A 19978-nucleotide genomic window follows, 5' to 3' on the forward strand; every position below is an offset into this window, starting at 1 on the left:
ACATTTACAGATCAAGGCTATTTTCATTTTGATATTTTAGAGACATTGTGCCCTTCTTTTTTAACAGAAAACACAGGGATTGCCCCTGTACAGACCATAAGCCCCATTATAATATGACATCAGTGACGGTTTCGTCGTGAAATGCATATTGCCAGTAAATACGAGCGCTTGTCTGAGCCAACGTTTAGTTGGCGAGTTAGCGCAGGAGTATTTACGAATCAGGCATATGCATTGAACAGAAACCGTAGCGAGTCATTTATAATGGGGCTTATGGTCTGTGCAGGGGCAATCCCTGTGTTTTATATTTAAATTAAACTTTTATTATTTCTCTAAAATATCATAGATCAGATCCATGATCTTGTCGCCTGCTTCTGCGGACATCTTCTGAGCCTCATCATATGAGCTGCCCTTGATTCCATAGTAGAACTTGATCTTTGGCTCTGTACCGGATGGTCTTACTGCAAGCCATGCATCATTCTCTAATTCATAGTAGAGAACATTTGAATTCGGCATACCGGTCTTAACAGTTTCGCCAGTCTCAAGGTTCTTGATCGTCTCCAGACGGTAGTCACGAACAACCTTTGTCTTATATCCGGCGATCTCTGCCGGTGTATTGTCACGAAGTACATTCATGATGTGTCCGATCTTCTTGGAACCTTCTACACCCTTCAGAGTTACAGTCTTGATATCATCTACATAGTAGCCGTATTTCTCATACATATCCATCATAACATCCCATAAAGTCTTACCCTGTCCTTTATAGAATGCAGCAGCTTCGCAAAGTGCCATTGTTGCTACGATGGCATCCTTATCTCTTGCATGTGTTCCGATCAGACAGCCGTAGCTCTCTTCGAAACCAAAGAGGTAAGTTCCCTTTCCTTCCTGCTCGAAGCGTAAGATCTCACGTCCAATGTTCTTGAAACCTGTGAAGCACTCGATCAGGTCTGTATCGTAATATTTTGCGATCGCATCAACCATATTTGTTGTAACGATCGTCTTAATGATCGCACCGTCCTCCGGCAGCTTGCCATCGCGTGCTTTCATCTGACTTACTTCATATTCACACAGAAGGCTTCCTGACATGTTACCGGTAAATACCTTATATTCGCCTGTCTTGGAATCCTTTGCATATACACCAAGTCTGTCTGCATCCGGATCAGTTGCAAGAACGAGGTCTGCATCTACTTTCTTTGCAAGATCAAGAGCAAGGGCGAATGCTTCCTTTGCCTCCGGATTTGGGTAAGCAACTGTTGGGAAATTACCATCCGGAAGTTCCTGTTCCGGAACAACATATACATTTTCAAATCCAAGATCAGAAAGAATTCTTCTTGCAGGAATATTTCCGGTACCATGAAGTGGTGTATATACGATCTTCAGATCCTTACCATATTTATCAATAGCATCCTGATGAAGAACCAGCTTCTTCAGTTCGCCCATATATGCATCATCAACTTCTGCACCGATCGTTACCAGAAGTCCTGCTTTGATCGCATCGATCATTTCCATTGTCTTGGTATCTGCAAAATCTGTAATGGCCTTAACCTCTGCCATGATTCCCGTATCATGTGGAGGTGTGATCTGCGCACCGTCTTCCCAGTATACTTTATAACCATTGTATTCCGGTGGATTGTGGCTGGCTGTTACATTAATACCTGCTACACAGTCCAGATAGCGAACTGCAAATGACAGCTCCGGTGTTGGACGTAAAGACTCGAATCTGTATGCCTTGATTCCATTTGCTGCAAGACATAATGCTGCTTCCATGGAAAACTCCGGTGACATTCTTCTGGAATCATATGCAATAGCAACACCCTTATCCTGTTTGCCCTGCTTGATGATATAATTTGCAAGACCCTGTGTTGCTTTACGGACAACGTACTTGTTCATTCTATTTGTTCCGGCACCGATAATACCACGAAGTCCGGCAGTACCAAATACCAGATCACAGTAGAATCTTTCTTCTATCTCTTTTGGATCATCCTTGATTGAAAGAAGTTCATCCTTAGTCTCCTGACCAAATAATGGATTGTTGACCCACTGCTCATATACTTCCATATAATTGCGTTCGCTCATTTTAATATTTCCTCCTGTGCGTTCCTTTAAAACATTACACTTAATATATTTCCTAAATCCCAAAGTTAGATTTTCTCACACATGACATTATACATTCAAATTCCTAACTTGTGAACCCATAATGATTGCAAAAATCACTCAAAAATTTTTGTTTTTCTTGTTCATCTGTTATAAGTTTACTGAGTTTTTCAAGATTTGCAGGGGAAATCCAGCATTTTCTGGAGTTCATATAGCGATTGCTGACCTTCCAGAACTTCTCCGGATAACTATATAATATGTAGATATATCGATAATCTTCTATGGTAAGCGGCAGGATACGATCGTATTCTTCTATGATCTTCACCGCCATATTGAAGTTATAATTATTCTTTTCCATGACCTTCCGTATAAACTGATATAAGTCGATCAACTGATATCCGACATGAAACCGGTCAAAATTCACAGTCGCCAGATACCCACCGCAAAACAACACACTGTGGTAATTATATGCTCCATGGCAATATCCGATATGCCCGGCAATATTTGTCCGGTCGCAGGCATCCATCATCGCCTGACAGTCGATTGCCTGTCTGTAAAATGCGTCATATGCTTCTATATATAAGAGTTCAAAATCATTCTTCGTCGGACGCTTTGAGATAAAGCTCCGGATTTTTTTCATTTCCTGCGTTTTTCGTCTGAAGTTGCCCGGCTCACGGTACGCATACGTTCTCCCCTCTTTTGCATACAGCTCACGCCCCCGGATATGAAATACCGCAAGATTTGCAGCCGCCTGATTCAGATCGCAGATACTTCCGGAATTACATTCCCGTCCCTCAAAATATTCCCGCATCACATATGGATTCCCGTAGCGGTCGCAGGTGATCAGCTCTCCTTCCCGGTTCGGCACGCAGCAGTCAATATGGTGAAATCCTGTCTCATACAGATTTTCCTTAAATTCCCGTTCCTGCTCCAGCCGCTCCTCGCTGCCGTCAAATGGAGATATCTGCCTGATTCCCCGATCCGTTTTCAGGATCATAGATCCCCGGCCTCTGACGGCACCCAGTATTTCCATGTCATATGCTTCGTAGACTTCACTCATTTTCTCAGACAAAAAATCCCCTCCTTGAATTGTCTTCATACTTTGTATGAATCGGAAATCCCGATAAGTAATTGTATGAGGGAACCTTCAAATTCATTCTTAATTTCTGTCCAGAAAATTTGCGCACTTTCTATAATCCACGTATTATATTCAAATAGTCTTGTCTGCCATCCACTACCGCATATACAATAACCGTTTTCTTCTCTTCATTAATTTTATAAAAAAACAGATTCTTTTTTAGTATAAGGACTTTATATCCTTGTCGTTTAAGAACAAGGTATCTTGGATCTGTTCCAATATATGGATCATTTCCAAGTTCAAGAATTTTTTTCTCTATATAATCAAGTTGTTCCAAAGCTACTTCATTGCCAAAATTCTGAGCTATATATAAAATTATTTTTCTGATTCCTGCATCCGCAGTATCAGTTCGTATTACCTCATATTCCATACTTAGCCCTCCTGAAGCATTCTACGCAAATCATCAAATGTTTCAGTTATCGGTGCAACACGATTATTTTTTATATCATCCTCTGCCTCAGCTAATATTTCAAGTAACTCTATACGAGCTTTCATATTTTTATATTCTTCATATGAGAGGGCTACCGTATCACCTCTGCCATTTACTGTAATAATTACCGCTTCTTTATTTTCCTTACATTGTTTTGAAATATCATTATAATGGTTTCTTAAATCAGCCGATGGTCTGATTGATTCCTTTAATGTTAACATAAAAACCACCTCCGTTTATATTATATGCAAATTATATCATAATATGTCTATTTGTCCAATGTGTTTTACTGCCTGCAGGATTTCTTCGTTTCTTCGTTTTCCGAAATCGAACAAACCCATACGAATATACAGCAATGATAAATCCGTAGATCAATAAGAGCGGAATGCTCAATGATCTCTTTCCATTTATTACTTCAACAACATGGGTAACCGGACAGATGATCAGCACTCCCCATAAGACCAGTGATAACGCTTTCGATATCCAGCGAACACCTCCATGCCAGACCGGATCTCCCGGAAATACAACATCGCCTGTAAATTCTGATATGTCCTCCACCAATTCTTCCACAACTGCAAAACGCACGCCTTTTTCTTCTTCCTGATATACATAGTTCAGATAAGCATCCATTTGCGTCTCTGACATATCCAAATTCTCCTCAGCAAAAAGCATCTGGCATAAATGAAGGGAACCATTCAGGTTATTATCTTGCTTACTATCTTGTTCACTTATCTCTTGACGAAATACGATTTCCAGTATAGTGTTATCAGACAAGCATCCCCTGCTTATCGCAAAGATATTTGTCGGCTACGAGGCAGAACTCTGTGAAATGACAAAAACAGGAATGATGCTTTACTCTACCTCATTCCTGTTCTGTGGATTTAATATATTTGGTTCGGGCTTCTTCACTGGTCTTAACAATGGTGTTATCTCAGCTTGTAACCCTTATTATCACTGTGACCTTCCTGGTAAAAAACAAGAGCAAATACGGATATTAATCCGCTGTCCACTCCTTTAACGCTGCGGACAGTCTGCGGTCAATATCTTTTCTGGTTGCCTCACATTCCTTTGGATAATCTTTTGCAGCCTTAAAGACAAATTTCAATACAAATTTGAGTCCAACCGGAAGTGCGATCCGAAGCAAAGTTTCCGGCAATACAAAGTGAGTACCATGTTCATAAACAAGAGCATCGTATTCACATGTATGTGGATGTTCCTTTAAACGCTGATCCATACGGCGGACATATTTGCCAGCCTCCCAGAAGCTGTCATCATCCGCACCGATCAGGAATAAGCGGCCTTTTATATTCTCAACCTTTACCATTTCTTCCTCTGTATGCGGTCTTGCCTTTTCCGAATCTATAAACAAGCAGGTCGACCGTGTGATATCACCGGAGCCTTTTGTTTCTTCCTCAATCTTCTGCCAATACACCGGATGTTCATAGACAAATGGCATATAAGGCAGCGGCTTTCCCTGCCATGAAAGTGTGGATGCATTCGGTATCGGCCATTCCTTACAGCCATCCTTTTCTCCCTGTTCAAATCCCTGCCATACAAAATCACTGGCAGTAAGCCCAATCGTCATCGTAATATCCGGGAAATAAGATGCTGCAACGATTGCATCCATTCCGGCCGTGCTCATCCCCATAATACCGATTTTCCGGTTTCCATGATCCTGTAACCACTTTATTGCGGTCTGAATTCTTTCCAGCGGATTGTTAACATGACTGTAATTTTTTCTGCCCGGAGATACACACATAGCATTTACACCCTGTCTGTGAAGCCATTTTGCTCCACATTTCGCCATATAATCATTCGGATCATCCCCAAATAATCCGATCACGGCACAATCCGCCCCTTTGGGATTTTCGTAATACGTTCCATAAAATCCATCTTTTTCGTTTTCAAAAAATTGTTTTTTCATGTTATTCTCCTGTCTCTAACACAAGTTAGTATATTCTAACATCCATGGACAGTATACTCTAAATGACTGCCAGATTCCACACTTTCTTACATTTTCTTATCATATTCATCTGCAATACAATATCGGCAGATCAGATCCGTAAGCGCATCGATGACTTTTTCTTTATCATAGTCATTTTCATAGAAAGTCACCTCATGCACAACGGACTCCAACGCACATTGAAGGATCAGGGATGTGGTCTTAAGATCAGAGATTCTGAGCATTTTTTTATTTGTCTCAAGCAGCGAGAAAAATGTCTGAAATGCACCCGCGCGCGCCCTTGCTTCCAGTTCGTGCAAGTCATCATACTGCAGGGACAAGGCGGATATCTCCTTCTGGAATGCTGTCATGTATTCATGATTATGTAGGATCAGAGCAACGTATTTTCTGACAAATTCCCGTGGAGATGTGAACCCGGACACATCCATGATCGTGATCTCCTGCAAAGATTCATTATAAAGATCCGTGATCAATTCCTCATATAACGACTTCTTATCAACAAAATAACTGTAAAATGTGCCGATCGACACATTTGCTTTCTTTGCAATCTCGTTGCTGCTGGTGTTATGAAACCCTTTTGTCGAGAACAGCTCGACCGCCGCTTTCTTCAGTGCTTCTTTTTTCTCAATACTTCTTTTCTGTTTTGGGATACGAATTTCTTCCGGCATGTGTTACTCCTTTATGTAAAAAACAATTCCGTTCATATAGTTTTACTGTTTCCAGTATAAGCATATAAAAAAATAAAGTCAATAAAACATGAGTATATACTCACATTTCTATTGACAGCAAAATCCCGGCGTGATATTCTACAGCCATACAAATATGAGTTCAAACTCACATTTCAAAAAATGGTATATTCTACGTTGCAGAGATTTTATTTTTCAAAATACATTGAATGAACCATATGTGAAACTCATTCAGATTATGGAAAACCATGCTGACTTTTCAAACATATTGAATAAAAATTTGGGAGGTATAAAAAGATATGATAAAGATTGAAAACCGGTCACCAGAAGACATAGCAAATTACGGCAGACGGATTGGGGAAGCATTTGCCGCATCTCCCGGAATCGCCGAGACGATACCACATGATGACCTCGTCAAATCTTTCGAGATCATTACTGAATTCTACTACCGGATGGGTACATTATATGCAACCTCCGAAAAATATGAAGGCTTCCTTGCATACTGGGATAAGAATACCAGACAGCCACTCGGGCCTGCCCTACATATGATCTGGAGAATGCTGTGCGAGATTCCATTTAAATCATTATTAAATATCGCAACCGGATCAAACGAGCAATATAAGAAATTATACCGCAAAGAAAAAGATTATATCGCCGTCTCAATGGTAGTCGTCTTACAGGCTTACCAGGGACAGGGCTTCATGAAGAAGGTTCTGGAGCTGCCATTTGCAGAAGCCGCCAAACGTGGCTGCCCCTGCATTCTTGACACCGACAACATCCAAAAGGTTGTCAAATACGAACATTGCGGCATGACGAAAACTGCCGAGAAGAAGATGGCACATGATATCACGCTGTATACCATGGCATATCTCCCTACATCCGCATAAATCCGGACATCATACAACCGCCTGCCGCACCGGCTTCCATCACCTGCGGCAGGCGTTCTTCATTGATACCACCGATCGCATATACCGGGACCGGACAATTCGCACAGATCTCACGAACGAATTCCAGTCCTCTGCCCTTCAGCCCTTTCTTACATTCTGTCTCAAATATCGTTCCAAGTACGATCTGTGTCGCTCCGCTCTTAACTGCAAGCTCGACATCCTCCATGCCGTGACAGGACACACTGATCTCTTTAAAATTCGTTGTCAGTGCATCACGCCAGACATCTGACAAATCCTGCAACACAGGAATCGACAAATGAATATTCTCACAGCCAAGCCGTGCTGCAATCTCCATTCTGGAATGCAGAAAGACAGGTACGCCTGCCGTTCTGTATATTTCTAAAACCTTCGCTGCAAGCTTCTCATATTCTGCATCCGGCAAGTCTTTTTCCCGCAGGATCAATGCATGCGGATGCACCTGAGCGACCTTTTGAAGCTGTTCCAGAAAATCTCCGTTTACCAGCGCGCGATTGGTGATCACAATCGCGTGCTCATAACATTTACACATAGATATAATCGTTTAAAACCGGCTGCAAGCCGCCCTTCTCCATATCCTGATACATGGATGTAAAGGAACGATCATCGTTGATCTCGAACTGCTCATCTCCTACATCCGCATCTTCCTTACCTTCGTATTTCTCCTCATGATCACCGATTCCGGTCGATACTCCGGCAGAAACCTTTGTTGCACAGATCTTTGCGATTCCGTTTCGGAATGTTGCGCTCTCACGGCTCGATACCGTGATTCCGACAAACGGCAGGAACATCCGATATGCACAAAGCACCTGACAAAGCTCCTTCTCTCCTACATCCCTTGGATTGATCTTCTCATTATTCACGATCGGACGCAGGCGCGGACAACTCAATGATAATTCTGCATGTGGATATTTGCGGTTGATATAATAGACATGAAGTGCCGTTGCCAGTGCATCCTTTCTGAAATCATCCAGTCCCAGAAGTGCTGAAAATCCGGCTCCACGCATGCCGCCCATCAGCGCACGCTCCTGCGCATCAAAACGATATGGCCAGACGCGCTTGTGTCCCATCAGATGTAAGGTCTCGTATTTGTCCGTGTTGTATGTCTCCTGAAAAACAGTCACATAATCAACACCACATTCATGCAGATATTTGTATTCATCCACATTTACCGGGTAGATCTCGATTCCGATATTCTTAAAATATTTTCTTGCGATCTTCACCGCTTCCCCGATATATGTAACATCCGAATATGCCCGGCTCTCGCCTGTCAGGATCAGAATTTCTTCCATGCCGGTATGCGCAATAACCTGCATCTCATGCTCGATCTCCTCCATCGTCAGCTTCTTCCGGCGAATGTTGTTATAACAGTTGAAACCACAGTAAATGCAGTAGTTCTGGCAATAGTTTGCAATATAAAGCGGTGTGAAGATATAAACCGTATTTCCAAAATGATTCTTCGTGATCTCCTCTGCTTTCCTTGCCATCTGTTCCAGATACGGTGCTGCTGCCGGTGACAGCAATGCCTTAAAGTCCTCGATCGTACAGCTCTCATGTGACAGCGCACGTTCTACATCTGCCGCAGTATAGGAATCATAGTCATATGCATCCATAGCCGCAAGTACTTTGTCCTTGATATCCGAATCGATCACCTGCATGCCTTCCATATATTCCATATGATTTGTCCGGAACGATGCATCCTGTTCCAGACGATGCTTACGCGCTAGCGCTTCCTGTGGAAGCTTGTCACTGTCAACAAAATATACTTGATTTTCTTCGTTCATTTCCGACTGCCTCCTAACGCAAGAAACCTGTCAAAGGATCGGAAGCACTTCCGCCTCTTGCAAGGACACGACCCATTCCGGTCAGGTATGCTTTTCTTCCGGCTTCGATCGCAAGTTTAAATGCTGCTGCCATCTCCGGTACATCACCTGCTGTTGCAATGGCTGTATTTGCCATGATCGCAGCCGCACCCATTTCCATCGCTTCACATGCCTGAGATGGTTTTCCGATGCCGGCATCCACGATGATCGGCAGGTCGATCTCATCGATCAATACCTGGATCATAGTCTTTGTTGCAAGCCCCTTATTACTTCCAATCGGTGCTGCAAGCGGCATAACAGCAGCCGCACCTGCATTCTGAAGATCCCTTGCTACATTTAAGTCCGGATTCATATATGGCAGTACCACGAAGCCTTCCTTTGCAAGGATCTCGGTTGCTTTCACAGTCTCATAATTATCCGGGAAGAGGTATTTCGCATCACGCATGATCTCTACCTTTACAAAATTACCACAGCCCATTGCCCTACTAAGTCTTGCAATGCGGACAGCCTCTTCGGCATTTCTTGCACCGGAAGTATTCGGAAGCAGGGTAACTCCTTCCGGAATATAGTCCAGAATATTCTCACTTTCCTGTGTATTTGCACGTCGTAATGCAAGGGTGATAATTTCTGCCCCTCCCTGTTCGACTGCTGCCTTGATCAGATTCAGGTTGTATTTGCCTGATCCTAAAATGAAACGGCTCTTGAATTCCTTGCCGCCTAAAATGAATTTATCTTCCATGTTGTCTCCTTTTAATTTTCCATAATCAGCTGTAATACTTTGTTTGCCTCATGAGCTGCGCAGGCAGCTACCCGCGGAGCGATGAGTCCTATACCGTCGCCGACATCAGTGCTCTGATCTCCGCACACATACAGGCGGCGCATCATCTGGCGCGTTTTTATCGCATTCGTATCTGCATACCCTGCCATGCCATTTCCTGATACAACAGTTGCATCCGGACACTGCATCAGTAGTTCACGCACCAGCATTGCCTTCTGATCCGGTTTGTCAAATGCTTCACACACGATCGGATATCCACCGAATAATTCCTTTACATTGTCCGGGGTTACTTTCGTCTGCACTGTCTCATACGTCAGATATGGATTGATCTGATACAGGGTTTCGAGCAGGGCTTCCGTCTTCGGCTTCCCGAGCTGGGATATAAAGTACATCTGACGATTGAGATTCGTCACATCCACCACATCGAAATCCACCAGAAGCAAATGTCCGACGCCACTTCTCGCAAGCATGACTGCAATATTTGACCCCAGTCCACCGATACCTGCAACAGCCACCTTCGCCGCACGTAACTTTACCTGCATTTCTTTCGGAAATCGTGCATCAAATGCACGATCCAGTTCTTCCTGTGAGATCAGCTCCTGCATTTTCTTCTGCATCTCTGTCATGTCTCAACCTCCACCAACAAATCGTAATACTTCGATCACATCTTCATCCTGAATGATCGTATTGCCAAGTTCATCTTTTGGAATAATGTCGAGATTCCGTTCTACAACGACACGTTCCGGCTCAAATCCGGCTTCCTTCAAATATTCCAGAAGATTCTTACCGGCAATCTCTTTTTCTTCACCATTGATTTTTACCATGTATGTTCTCCTATCTTTCATAATTACACATTTTCTGCACTACAGGACATATGCCCTGTAACACAAAAAGGCACCGGATCATACAACCATAACGTATGATCCGGCGCCTGTTATCTTCCTTGTGAAAAGTGGTGCCCCCAGTTCACAAATATTCATATAAAATTATTTTACCTTATGCAGGGTGTTTGTGCAAGAACTTATTCATTTCACTATTGCAAACCGGAGTTTATTAAAGACGATTACCACTCATCTACTTCTATAAGTTTTTCCTGCAATGTCTCCTCAAGATCTGTAAAACCTGCAATACTTTCCAGGCAAGTTCAAAAGTCAGATTAACCTGAACGGTAACACCCATTCGATATATAGCATTGCTGTCTGCTAGATCAAAATCTGCTTTGCCTTGCCATTTGTAAATTGTATAACCGGTCCTGAAATTATAACTGTGATGATCGTACATGCTCCAAACTTTCCTCCCAAAAGCACGCCTGTCACGACCATTAAAATATCTAATATCATACGAACGATCTTAACCTGCCAGTTATTTTTCTCTGCCAATGCAAAGGTTACTGCTTCATAAGAACCTCTGCCAAGAGATGCAGATGCATACAAACCTGTTCCAACTGCAAATAAGATCACCCCTGCCAGCATAATGAAGAAATTTATCCACATATATTTGCTGTATATATGGCATTTTGCAAACAAATCCACACACCCACTGTACACAACCTGATACAAAAATGTTCCTATATGAATCTGCGACCTGTCATAAATAGCCGCAAATAAGATCATCACAACAGCTACAACAAACGAAGCCATTCCGATACTTATATGAAATGTTTCTGAAATACCCTGCCACAAAACTGCAAGTGTTGCGCCTCCAAATCCCGCATACAAGGCAAGTGTGATTCCATAAGCTGCAATAACAGAACCTACTATAATTATCACTATTTTTTTCAACCAATTCTTTGATGACATCATGTTCTTCCTCCATCTTCTGTAATTACATAAATAAAAAAGACTATAGAGCATACTGTTGTGTTCAGAAACAGCAAAATCTATAGTCTTCTTTAACGCCGAGACAAGCATTTATATTGTTCTATATATACTGCATTGTATTGTTTTTGTCAATCTTACAAAGCTGAAGGATTAGACTTTTCATTCACCTGTCCTGAGTTCCGCTCATCCATATTGCACAGACACGGAACAAATTCAAAACAGTTTTCCCTCTTACCGAGCTTACAGATACCACATTCATAGTTTAACCTAATTTTTCTACCTTGTTTCTCTGTATTTTCTTCAAAAATACATATCCCGCTAAGCATGAGACAAATTCTGTAATCGGGAACGCCCACCAGATCAACGGAACACCCATCTGGTCATTTCTTACAAAAACAGAAAAAATAGCTTCCAATGGCAATATGATCACAAGCTGTCTGAGAAGTGATATTATCAGCGACTCAAGACCGCCATTCAATGCCTGATAGATGCCCTGATATGCCACATTGATTCCGGCAAATACAAAACTGATCGAGATAATTCTCATTGCACCGATAAAATACGCTCTTGACTGACCTGCATTGAACAGCGAGGCAAAGGCATTTGGAAAAATCTCTGTGATGAGAACGCCCAGGATCATCAATGCTATGGTATAAATAAGACCATAGCGGATTCCATCTTTGATCCTTTTCTTGCTTCCCATGCCATATGCAAAAGCTATGATCGGTGTGATCGCATCTCTCAGTCCAAAGGCAAGGAACAATACAAACTGCTGCACCTTATAGAACAATCCATATGCCGTCTGGGCGGAAGGATTGAATTTTAAAATAAGATTCATCGCATAAACCATAATTGACATAAGTGCCTGTGCAATGATTGCAGGAAGACCAATGGAATAGATTTCTTTCATAGTTCTGGCACTCGGCTTCATATGTTTTATTCCATGTTCAAATTCCTTATTTAACTTCAGATGAAATACCAGAAGCAAACCGGCAGATACGATCTGTCCTATGACGGTAGCATATGCGGCTCCCGCTACTCCCATTTCCGGAACAGGTCCAATACCATAGATCATGATCGGGTCAAGAATAATATTTATAACAGCTCCCGCAACCTGACCGATTGTTGAATAAAGGGAACGTCCTGTTGCCTGTAATAATTTTTCAAATAATGAAAAGAAGATAATGCCAAAGGACAACACACAGCAGATCCGCAAATATGTTGTTCCCATCGAGATAACTTCCGGATCAACGGTCTGAGATGAGATGTAGGCTTTCACTCCAAAGATACCAAATAACAGACATACCACATAAATAATTCCACCAAGAAATAAGCTGTTGCCTGCGACTTTTGCTGCTTTTTTCATATCTCTCTGCCCAAGTGTCATGGCAAGAAGTGCATTTGTTCCTACACCTGTTCCGATTCCTACAGCCACCATAAGCATCTGAACCGGAAATACCAGTGTGAGTGCATTTAATGCCGCTTCACTCCCCACCTCCATATTGCCTACAAATGCACTGTCCACAATATTATAGACCGCCTGCAATGCCATCGATAAGATCATCGGTATTCCCATCTGAACCATCAGCTTATTTACCGGCGTCTCCCTCATCTTATTACTTTCTGCCATCTTAATTTAATCCTCCTTTTTCACACAAAAAAAAGTGTGTACTTATCTTATAAGTTGGACTTACGCTGATAAGCTACACACTTTCTAATGACAATATATAATTAAAAAAACGAGCAGCAAAACTGGATTTACGCATGTTTGCTACTCGTTCAAGACGTTATTATATTTCTCATTTTCGAAAAAGTCAAACGAAAAATTGGTCATACCCCATCACGGCTGCGACCTCTCGCGCCTTATATCTGTAATAAATCTTCTACCTTACATCCTAACACACGACTCATTTTTACAACGTCGATCGCCCGTGTATGGTTAATATCTCTCTGCCGCTGTTCAAATAACTGGATCTGTCTCAAAGGAACGCCGGACGCTTCTGCCAGTTCCTTTTGCGATAAACCGGAAATCTTCCGAATCCTCTTGAGATTCGTCTCCTTATAATACTGATCCCATAATTCATTCATAGTATCAACAAAATGTGTAATATCCATCTCATGATATACATCATACATTTGTACAATCCTATGAATAGGCACCGCTTCATTAATCTTCATAAACGGTCGGCAGGTGAACCACTGATAATATGCGAGTGCCCAGCCTGTCCAATACTCCGGCGATTTGTCCAGATACATTTCATCTTCAACAATGACAGGTTGGATTCCCGATTCTTCAACAACTTCTTTTACAATCTCACATCCTGTCTTTCCAGCTATATAGGTTGGATTTCCATTCTGAAACTGCACAGAAATATCCGACACCAGGAACATAGCAAAATACCTGTCTACATCCATATCACAGGTATTCACCGCAAAATCAAGCATATCTCCCATGATCCGCTGTGCCGTTATCAGATAATCATACGAATAAGCGCGCATCTCCATCTTTGATCTCCTCCCTCATGATATCCAATATATACAGATCATTCACATTTGCCTGATCCTGCTTTCTTGCCCTATATTCCTTTCTCGCTTCCTGCTCTCTCGCACGCTTTTTGACATAATACTTTACTGCATCCACATCTTCATAGCCGACAAATGTTATCTGCTCAAATGCGTTTTGACTCTTTAATACAATCTGTTCTCCCAATTTTCCAAAACGCATGGCTTCTGATAATTTCTGTAAAGAAATAACCCCTGCTACAAAATCCTGTGCAAATGAAAAATAAGAATCATCCGCTCTGTAACCAACTATCACATCATATTCTGAAATGTCCGGTAAAAAGTTCTCTTTTATATAATTCTTTGCCTGCTCTGCAATACTGCCATTTTGCCAGTATGTCCTATTATCTGCAAGTATTGCCAGCCAGTTAAGAATATTGTACTCAGGAGCATTTAGGTGCAATACTTTAAGCCCTGTCATATCCAGATCATATATATTGGCATATCCATTTTTCTGTTTTGCACATGCCCACTCTTTTGCAAGTTCTATATCTTCCGTACAATAAAATCCTTTTCCGTAATCATTATGGCGCGCCCCTTTTCCATACTCAGGCTTTTCTATTATATTTTCCGAACCATGATACAATCTAACAGACATCTATTTCATCTCCCTATATTAAATTTCTCCGTTTTCGACTGCATATATTGTATCTCTACAGCGATAGTTTTTCAAGATAATAAAAAATAAAGTGCCAGACAAATATAAATTTTATTTATTTCATCTGGCACTCTTTTTCTATATTTTACCCGATCAACTGCTTTACTACATTTTCAAAATCATAAAACAGATCAATGTATGTCTTTACAATTTTATCACAATGTGTTTTTACAATCTCACAATCATAATCATGCGCAAGCTCGTTTCTCACTTTCAGCATTTCCATCCAGTCATCATCCGAGATCAGATTTGCCTTATAAGCTTCCCTTAGTACCTCCCTTGGTGAACCTGTTACAAATCCTGTGATCGCATAATACTGCACTAATATATCTTTCATGACCTTCCATGCCAGATCAAATGTAATACTAAACTTTGCACTGGTTCCGCTTAACACAAAAGAATCCGAAAGATCTCTCTGCCTTGCCTCCGACAATGCATCCAGTGAATTGCAGAAAGATAAAAACCGTCTGTTAAATTTCTCGTCCATATTGCCTGATATCCTCCAATAATAACTGATTCCTACAGGTATCCATATTCACTAAATCCACACTGAAAAGTGTTGGCAATTCTTCCACTTTTTCAACAAGTGATTCAAAGTTATCCACACCCGAAACAGCAATATCAATATCGCTTCTTTCCATCGCTGTACCTTTTGCCCTTGAACCATATAATATTATTTCTTTTGCATGAAAACTTCTGCACAGCTTTGCAACTTCCTGCATAACTTCTTCTGCTCTCACGAATGTCACCTGCCTTGTCTTACCCATATAGCCTTATATTAACATTACAGGTTCTGATTCGCAATTGCTTCGCTAAAAAAGATCCAGCATATTATCCAGATAGACAGCCTCCCGGACGTGCAGTTGATATTCCGGTTTTGTCATATAATAAAGCAAAAATTCCAGGACCAACGCACTGCCAAGACTCCGCCCCTCAATCTTAAAATGAGAAAATCCCATCGGCAGATATGTTTCTTTTATATCATTGATTCCGATAAATCCCGGATTTGTCATTGCCTTTGAAAAACGATAACCGCCCATGACATCTGAAGCCGTACACTCATGCTCCGGGCAGTCCTCTCCAAGATTCTTGCGACTGACCGTTTCATAACATTTGCGTCTGTCCTTACAGCCAAAGGAACAACATTCATTACACAGGAATTCCACTTTATCCCTCTGCGACTGTGTCAGTGTTTCCCATTTGTCCCATGCCTTATTCAATCGGAAATCCGGCACAACATAACGGAAATCTTCCCGATCTGTCTCCTTTACCAACTCCTCAAAATCTGTCAGAACCTTTGTAGTCGATGATACAAAATAAAAACCCGGATACTGCTTTTTTAGGTAATCTAACAATAGCTCCGAATGGACGATCACCCCATTTTCTGCCTTTCCATTTTTTTCAAATAATCTGCAAAGCTCGTTACATCTCTTATCTGCCAGATGCTCCTCGCAAAGCAGCGAGTTACTGAAGGTCAGCCGGGCTGAGATTCCATACTCGTCCATCAATTCCCGAACATCCTCCGGATCACAATCACCATATCCAACACGTCCGCCACCCCACAGGCAGTCCGCCGGAGCACCATAGATCGAACCGATCTCGCACCAGTCATAGAAATATTCTCTGTGCTCACGGAACAATGGCAGGAAGATACGATACAGCTCATAGAATTCGAACAGTCCCGGCAAATGATAATATGCTGTTTTATCTGTATGAATACATGCGTTTTTCGGTGCTTTACTAAATGTAATTGTAAATGGCTTCTGCATATATTACCTCATTTTATACTTTTTTTTATATTTTCCTTTATTTTATACTTTTTTACAAGATAATTTCTATAAAGTAAGAACGCCGATAGTTCCCGGCTCTCGAACGTGACCATTATATAAGAAAAAGCAACCCGGCAAACATGATCACCCCGATTACATTTGCTTTTGCCGGAAGTTTTGTTGGCAGGATCACGATTGCAAGCGGCAGCAGATTAAAAATACATGCCCATGCCGGAAGTGAAGTTTTTCCTGTCACAACAGCAATAAAAAATGCTGCCGCATCCAGTCACAAAGAGCTATGTATCCGAATATCTCAAGCGTCATTGCACACACGCCCAACAACATCGCAACCGACAGATTCTTCAGTGGCATTCCATGAAAGGCTACCTTGGATTTTTCATAATCCTTAAAATTTGTCAGATCGACTTTTCCATTTGGAGCATATGTCAGAAATCCATCTGAAATCCCACACAATATATGCCCGATCAATGCCATCACCATAAATATTTTCCACTGTAACATAATATCTATTCTCCTTTATAAAAAAAATATGCCAATGCAGTTAGTCTCTGCTAACTATATTAGCATATTCTTCATCAACCATGCAAATGCTTTCGCCGTCCGGAGCACCATATTAAATTATAAACGTTTCCAGATCATCCGGGATCAGAAGATTCCCACTGAAATATTTTCTTCCTTCTTCATAATACAATTCTTTTCGATGTGAAAGATTCCGATCCTCTGTATGATACAGCAGCAGATTTTTCACATGCAATTCTTCTGCAAACTCACAGGCATTTTTCACTGTTGAATGATGCTTCTCGTATGGATGGAATATATCCGCCTGACCATCCAGACAAAATGCTTCGTGCAACAACCATGTACTGTTCTCTGCATACTTCTTTTCACATGGATTGTATGGTTCATCTCCGCAGCAGGTTAATCTCTCTCCATCTCCCAGTTCCATGCAGAAACCGAACTGTTTCGCTTTTGTGGATTGGATATCAAAAAATGTAACCCGTTTATTCAAAATTTCAACAGACTCTCCATTTTTAACTGCTATCAGATGCAGCCGTTTACCGATAAAATCTGTCTCTTTCTTTGGCAGAAGTTTTCTGGCCAGATCAAGCAGCAGATCAATGACTTCATCATGTGCATATATCACAGCTTCGCCTTCATATTCGCCCTGCTTCATATGCTGGCATATCATACGGATCATCCATATGATACCCGTAATGTGATCGATATGTTTATGTGTCACAAAGATAGTTCTAACCTCTTTCCAGTCAATTCCGGCATGCTTTAACTGATGCAGAATGGCACTTCCACCGCCACCATCCACCATAAAATATTCCTCATTTTCCTGCAACACAAAACAGGTGTTATAACATTCCGTAACAAGTGCATTTCCTGTTCCAAGCATCGTAATATTCATAAAGTATCACCTTCCTCTGATCGTTCCTTTTGTCCTTTCCATCACCCATGCAAATGCTTTCGCCGTCCGGATTCCCGGTTCTTTAAAATGATTTCCCTGATTCCATTCCAGTATACTGTCAATCTCCTGCTCCTGTAGCCATCCATACAATTCCCGGATACAATCGCCTACCGCAGCCATAACCTGATTCTTCGTTCTTTCTTCCCGATTGCCAAGACTCAGATAAACAGCAGGGCTTGCAATCCCATATTCTTTCACATACGAAAGAAATCCCGGAAACCAAACCGACGGAGATGCTGCCGCTATCCCGGCAAACCTGTCCGTCCGGCAGGATGCCCAAAGTGCAAACAGCCCCGCAAGGGAATATCCACCAAGATAATAAGTCTTACTTTCATCCTTACACAATTCCAATATCTGTGCCAGTAACGCCGACGCACCCTCGCCAAAGTCTTCATTTCCAAATACAGCAGGTGCTCTCCAAGGAGACAGATCCTGATTCCATCTATCCACCTTAACTGCAATCATCCGAAATTCCAGAGAAGTCCTCTTCATTATCTCTGAAACCTCATTTTCTATATCATGCACATCATGATCTCCCACTGGCTGGATCAATACAATATTTGCTTCCGGATCACCATATTTATATACAACCATTTTTGCTCTCCAAATTTAAGTATATTATTATAATATCTGAAACACCACCACTCCGCAAACACATAATATACTTCCCTTTCTCCTGAAATACCGGACAAAATAACGCTATCTGATCAAGGCACTTCGATTATATTGCTGACTCTGATATACGTTCCATTTATATATGCCTCAAGCCAGATTGATGTATCCGGATATGTATATTCTGCCGGCAGCTGCAATTCACCTTCTGCTGCTCTGTCCAAAAGAAGCGAACCATCCCGCTCAATATGCCAGCCCAGATTATCATATCCTTCGACCTCATCTCTTGTGATCACGCCATTTTCATAAGTCAGGGTAAATGCTTCAACAACCGGTGTTTCTGCAATTAACTGATATCTGTGTGAAAAATACCGGATACTTCCAAATCTTCCGTTTTCCTTTTTATACACAACCGTCGCATCGCAGTCTCTGAAATTAATACCGGCTTCCCTGCCAACGATCGAGCCGGTTTCAGGTCCGGGTGTTCCAACCATACCTGATACATTTACATTTATCCAGTCTTCAGAACCATAAATTTCTCCGCCTGCAATTCCTACATACGTTCCTCCAGACACATATGCCTTTTCAAAAGTGATATTCTTCATCTGCAAGGAATAAGAATATCCTACAAATCCGCAATGTCCACCGTATTTTGTATCTATATGCATATTTTTTATTATATGGTTTTGTCCATCTATAAGTCCCACAAATGTAGTGTGCTCAAGATATCTGTCCGGTCTGTACCATCCGCCCATCGGAACCCATTCCAAGCCGTCAAGATCTATATCCGCCTCAAGGTAGAGTTCCACGGAATCATTATACCCTTTGACTGCATTGACATAATATACAACTCCAGCCAGTTGTTCCTTTGTTTCTACATGAAACACGGGAGCATTTTCTAATGCCCAGTCCGTGTCCGCAATCTCCATGATCGAACCGGTATCCCCATAATTTTCCCAGTCTGTTTTTGTCGGATCATAGTCCTCATTAACACTGTCCTCTGAGTCTGCATATGAATCTTCTTCATAAGTACTGTCTTCCCTATTTGTATCTGTATAATTCTCATATATTGATTTTGGAATAAATATGCTGAAAAGCAATCCGAATAAAATTAAAAATATTTTCCACATAGTAATTTCCCCTTCCCCATTATATAAACCCTATCTTTTTGTTACTACTGTATCAAAGACATATTTTTCTTTTATCTGTTTTAATATCTCCATATGCGGC

The 19978-nt window shown here is 41.5% G+C and carries 25 protein-coding genes; 1 reads left to right on the forward strand and 24 read right to left on the reverse strand.

Translation table 11 applies throughout. The annotated features are described in order from the left end of the window. Window positions 1-321 precede the first annotated feature (321 nt). The 7 genes from WKT03_RS00735 to WKT03_RS00765 form a co-directional block, all read right to left on the reverse strand. Entirely contained in the window at window positions 322-2073 is a 1752-nt protein-coding gene (locus tag WKT03_RS00735) for a phospho-sugar mutase (RefSeq protein ID WP_117808003.1), read from the reverse strand. Window positions 2074-2176: 103 nt separating this feature from the next. Then, a complete protein-coding gene (locus tag WKT03_RS00740) occupies window positions 2177-3163 on the reverse strand; it encodes a hypothetical protein (protein WP_242996065.1) in 987 nt (328 codons plus the stop codon). A gap of 118 nt (window positions 3164-3281) precedes the next feature. Further along, complete coding sequence (locus WKT03_RS00745) at window positions 3282-3599, reverse strand: type II toxin-antitoxin system RelE/ParE family toxin (RefSeq protein ID WP_118482996.1); 318 nt, start codon at window positions 3597-3599, stop codon at window positions 3282-3284. 2 nt (window positions 3600-3601) lie between these two features. Continuing rightward, window positions 3602-3880 carry a type II toxin-antitoxin system Phd/YefM family antitoxin gene (locus WKT03_RS00750; RefSeq protein WP_008399788.1) on the reverse strand — a complete coding sequence of 93 codons (279 nt, stop codon included), beginning with the start codon at window positions 3878-3880 and terminating at the stop codon, window positions 3602-3604. Window positions 3881-3911: 31 nt separating this feature from the next. Next, window positions 3912-4304 carry a hypothetical protein gene (locus tag WKT03_RS00755; RefSeq protein WP_262529136.1) on the reverse strand — a complete coding sequence of 131 codons (393 nt, stop codon included), beginning with the start codon at window positions 4302-4304 and terminating at the stop codon, window positions 3912-3914. Between the two features lie 349 nt (window positions 4305-4653). After that, window positions 4654-5583 carry an acyl-CoA thioester hydrolase/BAAT C-terminal domain-containing protein gene (locus WKT03_RS00760; RefSeq protein WP_118482994.1) on the reverse strand — a complete coding sequence of 310 codons (930 nt, stop codon included), beginning with the start codon at window positions 5581-5583 and terminating at the stop codon, window positions 4654-4656. Between the two features lie 86 nt (window positions 5584-5669). Further along, window positions 5670-6290 (reverse strand): TetR/AcrR family transcriptional regulator, encoded by a 621-nt coding sequence (locus tag WKT03_RS00765; protein ID WP_021944227.1) that lies wholly within the window; start codon window positions 6288-6290, stop codon window positions 5670-5672. Window positions 6291-6607: 317 nt separating this feature from the next. On the opposite strand from WKT03_RS00765, the gene WKT03_RS00770 reads away from it, so the two are divergent. Continuing rightward, on the forward strand, window positions 6608-7195 hold the full coding sequence (locus WKT03_RS00770; RefSeq protein WP_161117373.1) for a GNAT family N-acetyltransferase: 588 nt from the start codon (window positions 6608-6610) through the stop codon (window positions 7193-7195). Here WKT03_RS00770 and WKT03_RS00775 read toward each other — a convergent pair. From WKT03_RS00775 to WKT03_RS00855, 17 genes are all read right to left on the reverse strand, one after another. Beyond that, complete coding sequence (locus WKT03_RS00775; RefSeq protein WP_340390775.1) at window positions 7182-7736, reverse strand: thiamine phosphate synthase; 555 nt, start codon at window positions 7734-7736, stop codon at window positions 7182-7184. The genes WKT03_RS00770 and WKT03_RS00775 overlap by 14 nt on opposite strands. Before the next feature lie 19 nt (window positions 7737-7755). Further along, window positions 7756-9015 carry a 2-iminoacetate synthase ThiH gene (thiH, locus tag WKT03_RS00780; RefSeq protein WP_340390776.1) on the reverse strand — a complete coding sequence of 420 codons (1260 nt, stop codon included), beginning with the start codon at window positions 9013-9015 and terminating at the stop codon, window positions 7756-7758. A gap of 13 nt (window positions 9016-9028) precedes the next feature. Then, window positions 9029-9793, reverse strand: coding sequence for a thiazole synthase (locus WKT03_RS00785; RefSeq protein ID WP_117784548.1), 765 nt, complete (start codon window positions 9791-9793; stop codon window positions 9029-9031). A gap of 11 nt (window positions 9794-9804) precedes the next feature. After that, window positions 9805-10458, reverse strand: coding sequence for a sulfur carrier protein ThiS adenylyltransferase ThiF (gene thiF, locus WKT03_RS00790; RefSeq protein WP_117784549.1), 654 nt, complete (start codon window positions 10456-10458; stop codon window positions 9805-9807). Window positions 10459-10461: 3 nt separating this feature from the next. Continuing rightward, a complete protein-coding gene (gene thiS, locus WKT03_RS00795; protein ID WP_118482982.1) occupies window positions 10462-10656 on the reverse strand; it encodes a sulfur carrier protein ThiS in 195 nt (64 codons plus the stop codon). A 378-nt stretch (window positions 10657-11034) separates the two neighbouring features. Further along, the gene (locus tag WKT03_RS00800; RefSeq protein WP_117822547.1) at window positions 11035-11631 is read right to left on the reverse strand and encodes a YczE/YyaS/YitT family protein; all 597 of its coding nucleotides are present in this window, start codon (window positions 11629-11631) and stop codon (window positions 11035-11037) included. 283 nt (window positions 11632-11914) lie between these two features. Next, complete coding sequence (locus WKT03_RS00805; RefSeq protein ID WP_117822425.1) at window positions 11915-13282, reverse strand: MATE family efflux transporter; 1368 nt, start codon at window positions 13280-13282, stop codon at window positions 11915-11917. Between the two features lie 233 nt (window positions 13283-13515). Next, window positions 13516-14157 carry a helix-turn-helix domain-containing protein gene (locus WKT03_RS00810; RefSeq protein WP_021944235.1) on the reverse strand — a complete coding sequence of 214 codons (642 nt, stop codon included), beginning with the start codon at window positions 14155-14157 and terminating at the stop codon, window positions 13516-13518. Next, the gene (locus WKT03_RS00815) at window positions 14132-14812 is read right to left on the reverse strand and encodes a DUF3990 domain-containing protein (protein WP_021944236.1); all 681 of its coding nucleotides are present in this window, start codon (window positions 14810-14812) and stop codon (window positions 14132-14134) included. The genes WKT03_RS00810 and WKT03_RS00815 overlap by 26 nt, the downstream gene beginning before the upstream one ends. A gap of 145 nt (window positions 14813-14957) precedes the next feature. Beyond that, a complete protein-coding gene (locus tag WKT03_RS00820; RefSeq protein WP_021944237.1) occupies window positions 14958-15359 on the reverse strand; it encodes an HI0074 family nucleotidyltransferase substrate-binding subunit in 402 nt (133 codons plus the stop codon). After that, window positions 15343-15612 (reverse strand): nucleotidyltransferase family protein, encoded by a 270-nt coding sequence (locus WKT03_RS00825; protein ID WP_173783762.1) that lies wholly within the window; start codon window positions 15610-15612, stop codon window positions 15343-15345. Before WKT03_RS00825 ends, WKT03_RS00820 begins: the two co-directional genes overlap by 17 nt. 72 nt (window positions 15613-15684) lie before the next feature. Then, complete coding sequence (locus tag WKT03_RS00830) at window positions 15685-16641, reverse strand: hypothetical protein (RefSeq protein ID WP_243000305.1); 957 nt, start codon at window positions 16639-16641, stop codon at window positions 15685-15687. 112 nt (window positions 16642-16753) lie between these two features. Then, window positions 16754-16897 carry a hypothetical protein gene (locus WKT03_RS00835; protein ID WP_182430060.1) on the reverse strand — a complete coding sequence of 48 codons (144 nt, stop codon included), beginning with the start codon at window positions 16895-16897 and terminating at the stop codon, window positions 16754-16756. Continuing rightward, window positions 16894-17163, reverse strand: a complete 270-nt coding sequence (locus WKT03_RS00840) for a DUF6796 family protein (protein WP_340390777.1) — start codon at window positions 17161-17163, stop codon at window positions 16894-16896. Before WKT03_RS00840 ends, WKT03_RS00835 begins: the two co-directional genes overlap by 4 nt. Window positions 17164-17275: 112 nt before the next feature. Beyond that, window positions 17276-18076 carry an MBL fold metallo-hydrolase gene (locus WKT03_RS00845; protein ID WP_118663117.1) on the reverse strand — a complete coding sequence of 267 codons (801 nt, stop codon included), beginning with the start codon at window positions 18074-18076 and terminating at the stop codon, window positions 17276-17278. 6 nt (window positions 18077-18082) lie between these two features. Continuing rightward, entirely contained in the window at window positions 18083-18730 is a 648-nt protein-coding gene (locus tag WKT03_RS00850) for an esterase (protein ID WP_340390778.1), read from the reverse strand. A 113-nt stretch (window positions 18731-18843) separates the two neighbouring features. Continuing rightward, window positions 18844-19878 (reverse strand): hypothetical protein, encoded by a 1035-nt coding sequence (locus WKT03_RS00855; RefSeq protein WP_340390779.1) that lies wholly within the window; start codon window positions 19876-19878, stop codon window positions 18844-18846. Window positions 19879-19978 lie beyond the last annotated feature (100 nt).

The organism is Coprococcus sp. HCN-4056 (assembly GCF_037892645.1).
Classification (GTDB): domain Bacteria; phylum Bacillota; class Clostridia; order Lachnospirales; family Lachnospiraceae; genus Coprococcus; species Coprococcus ammoniilyticus.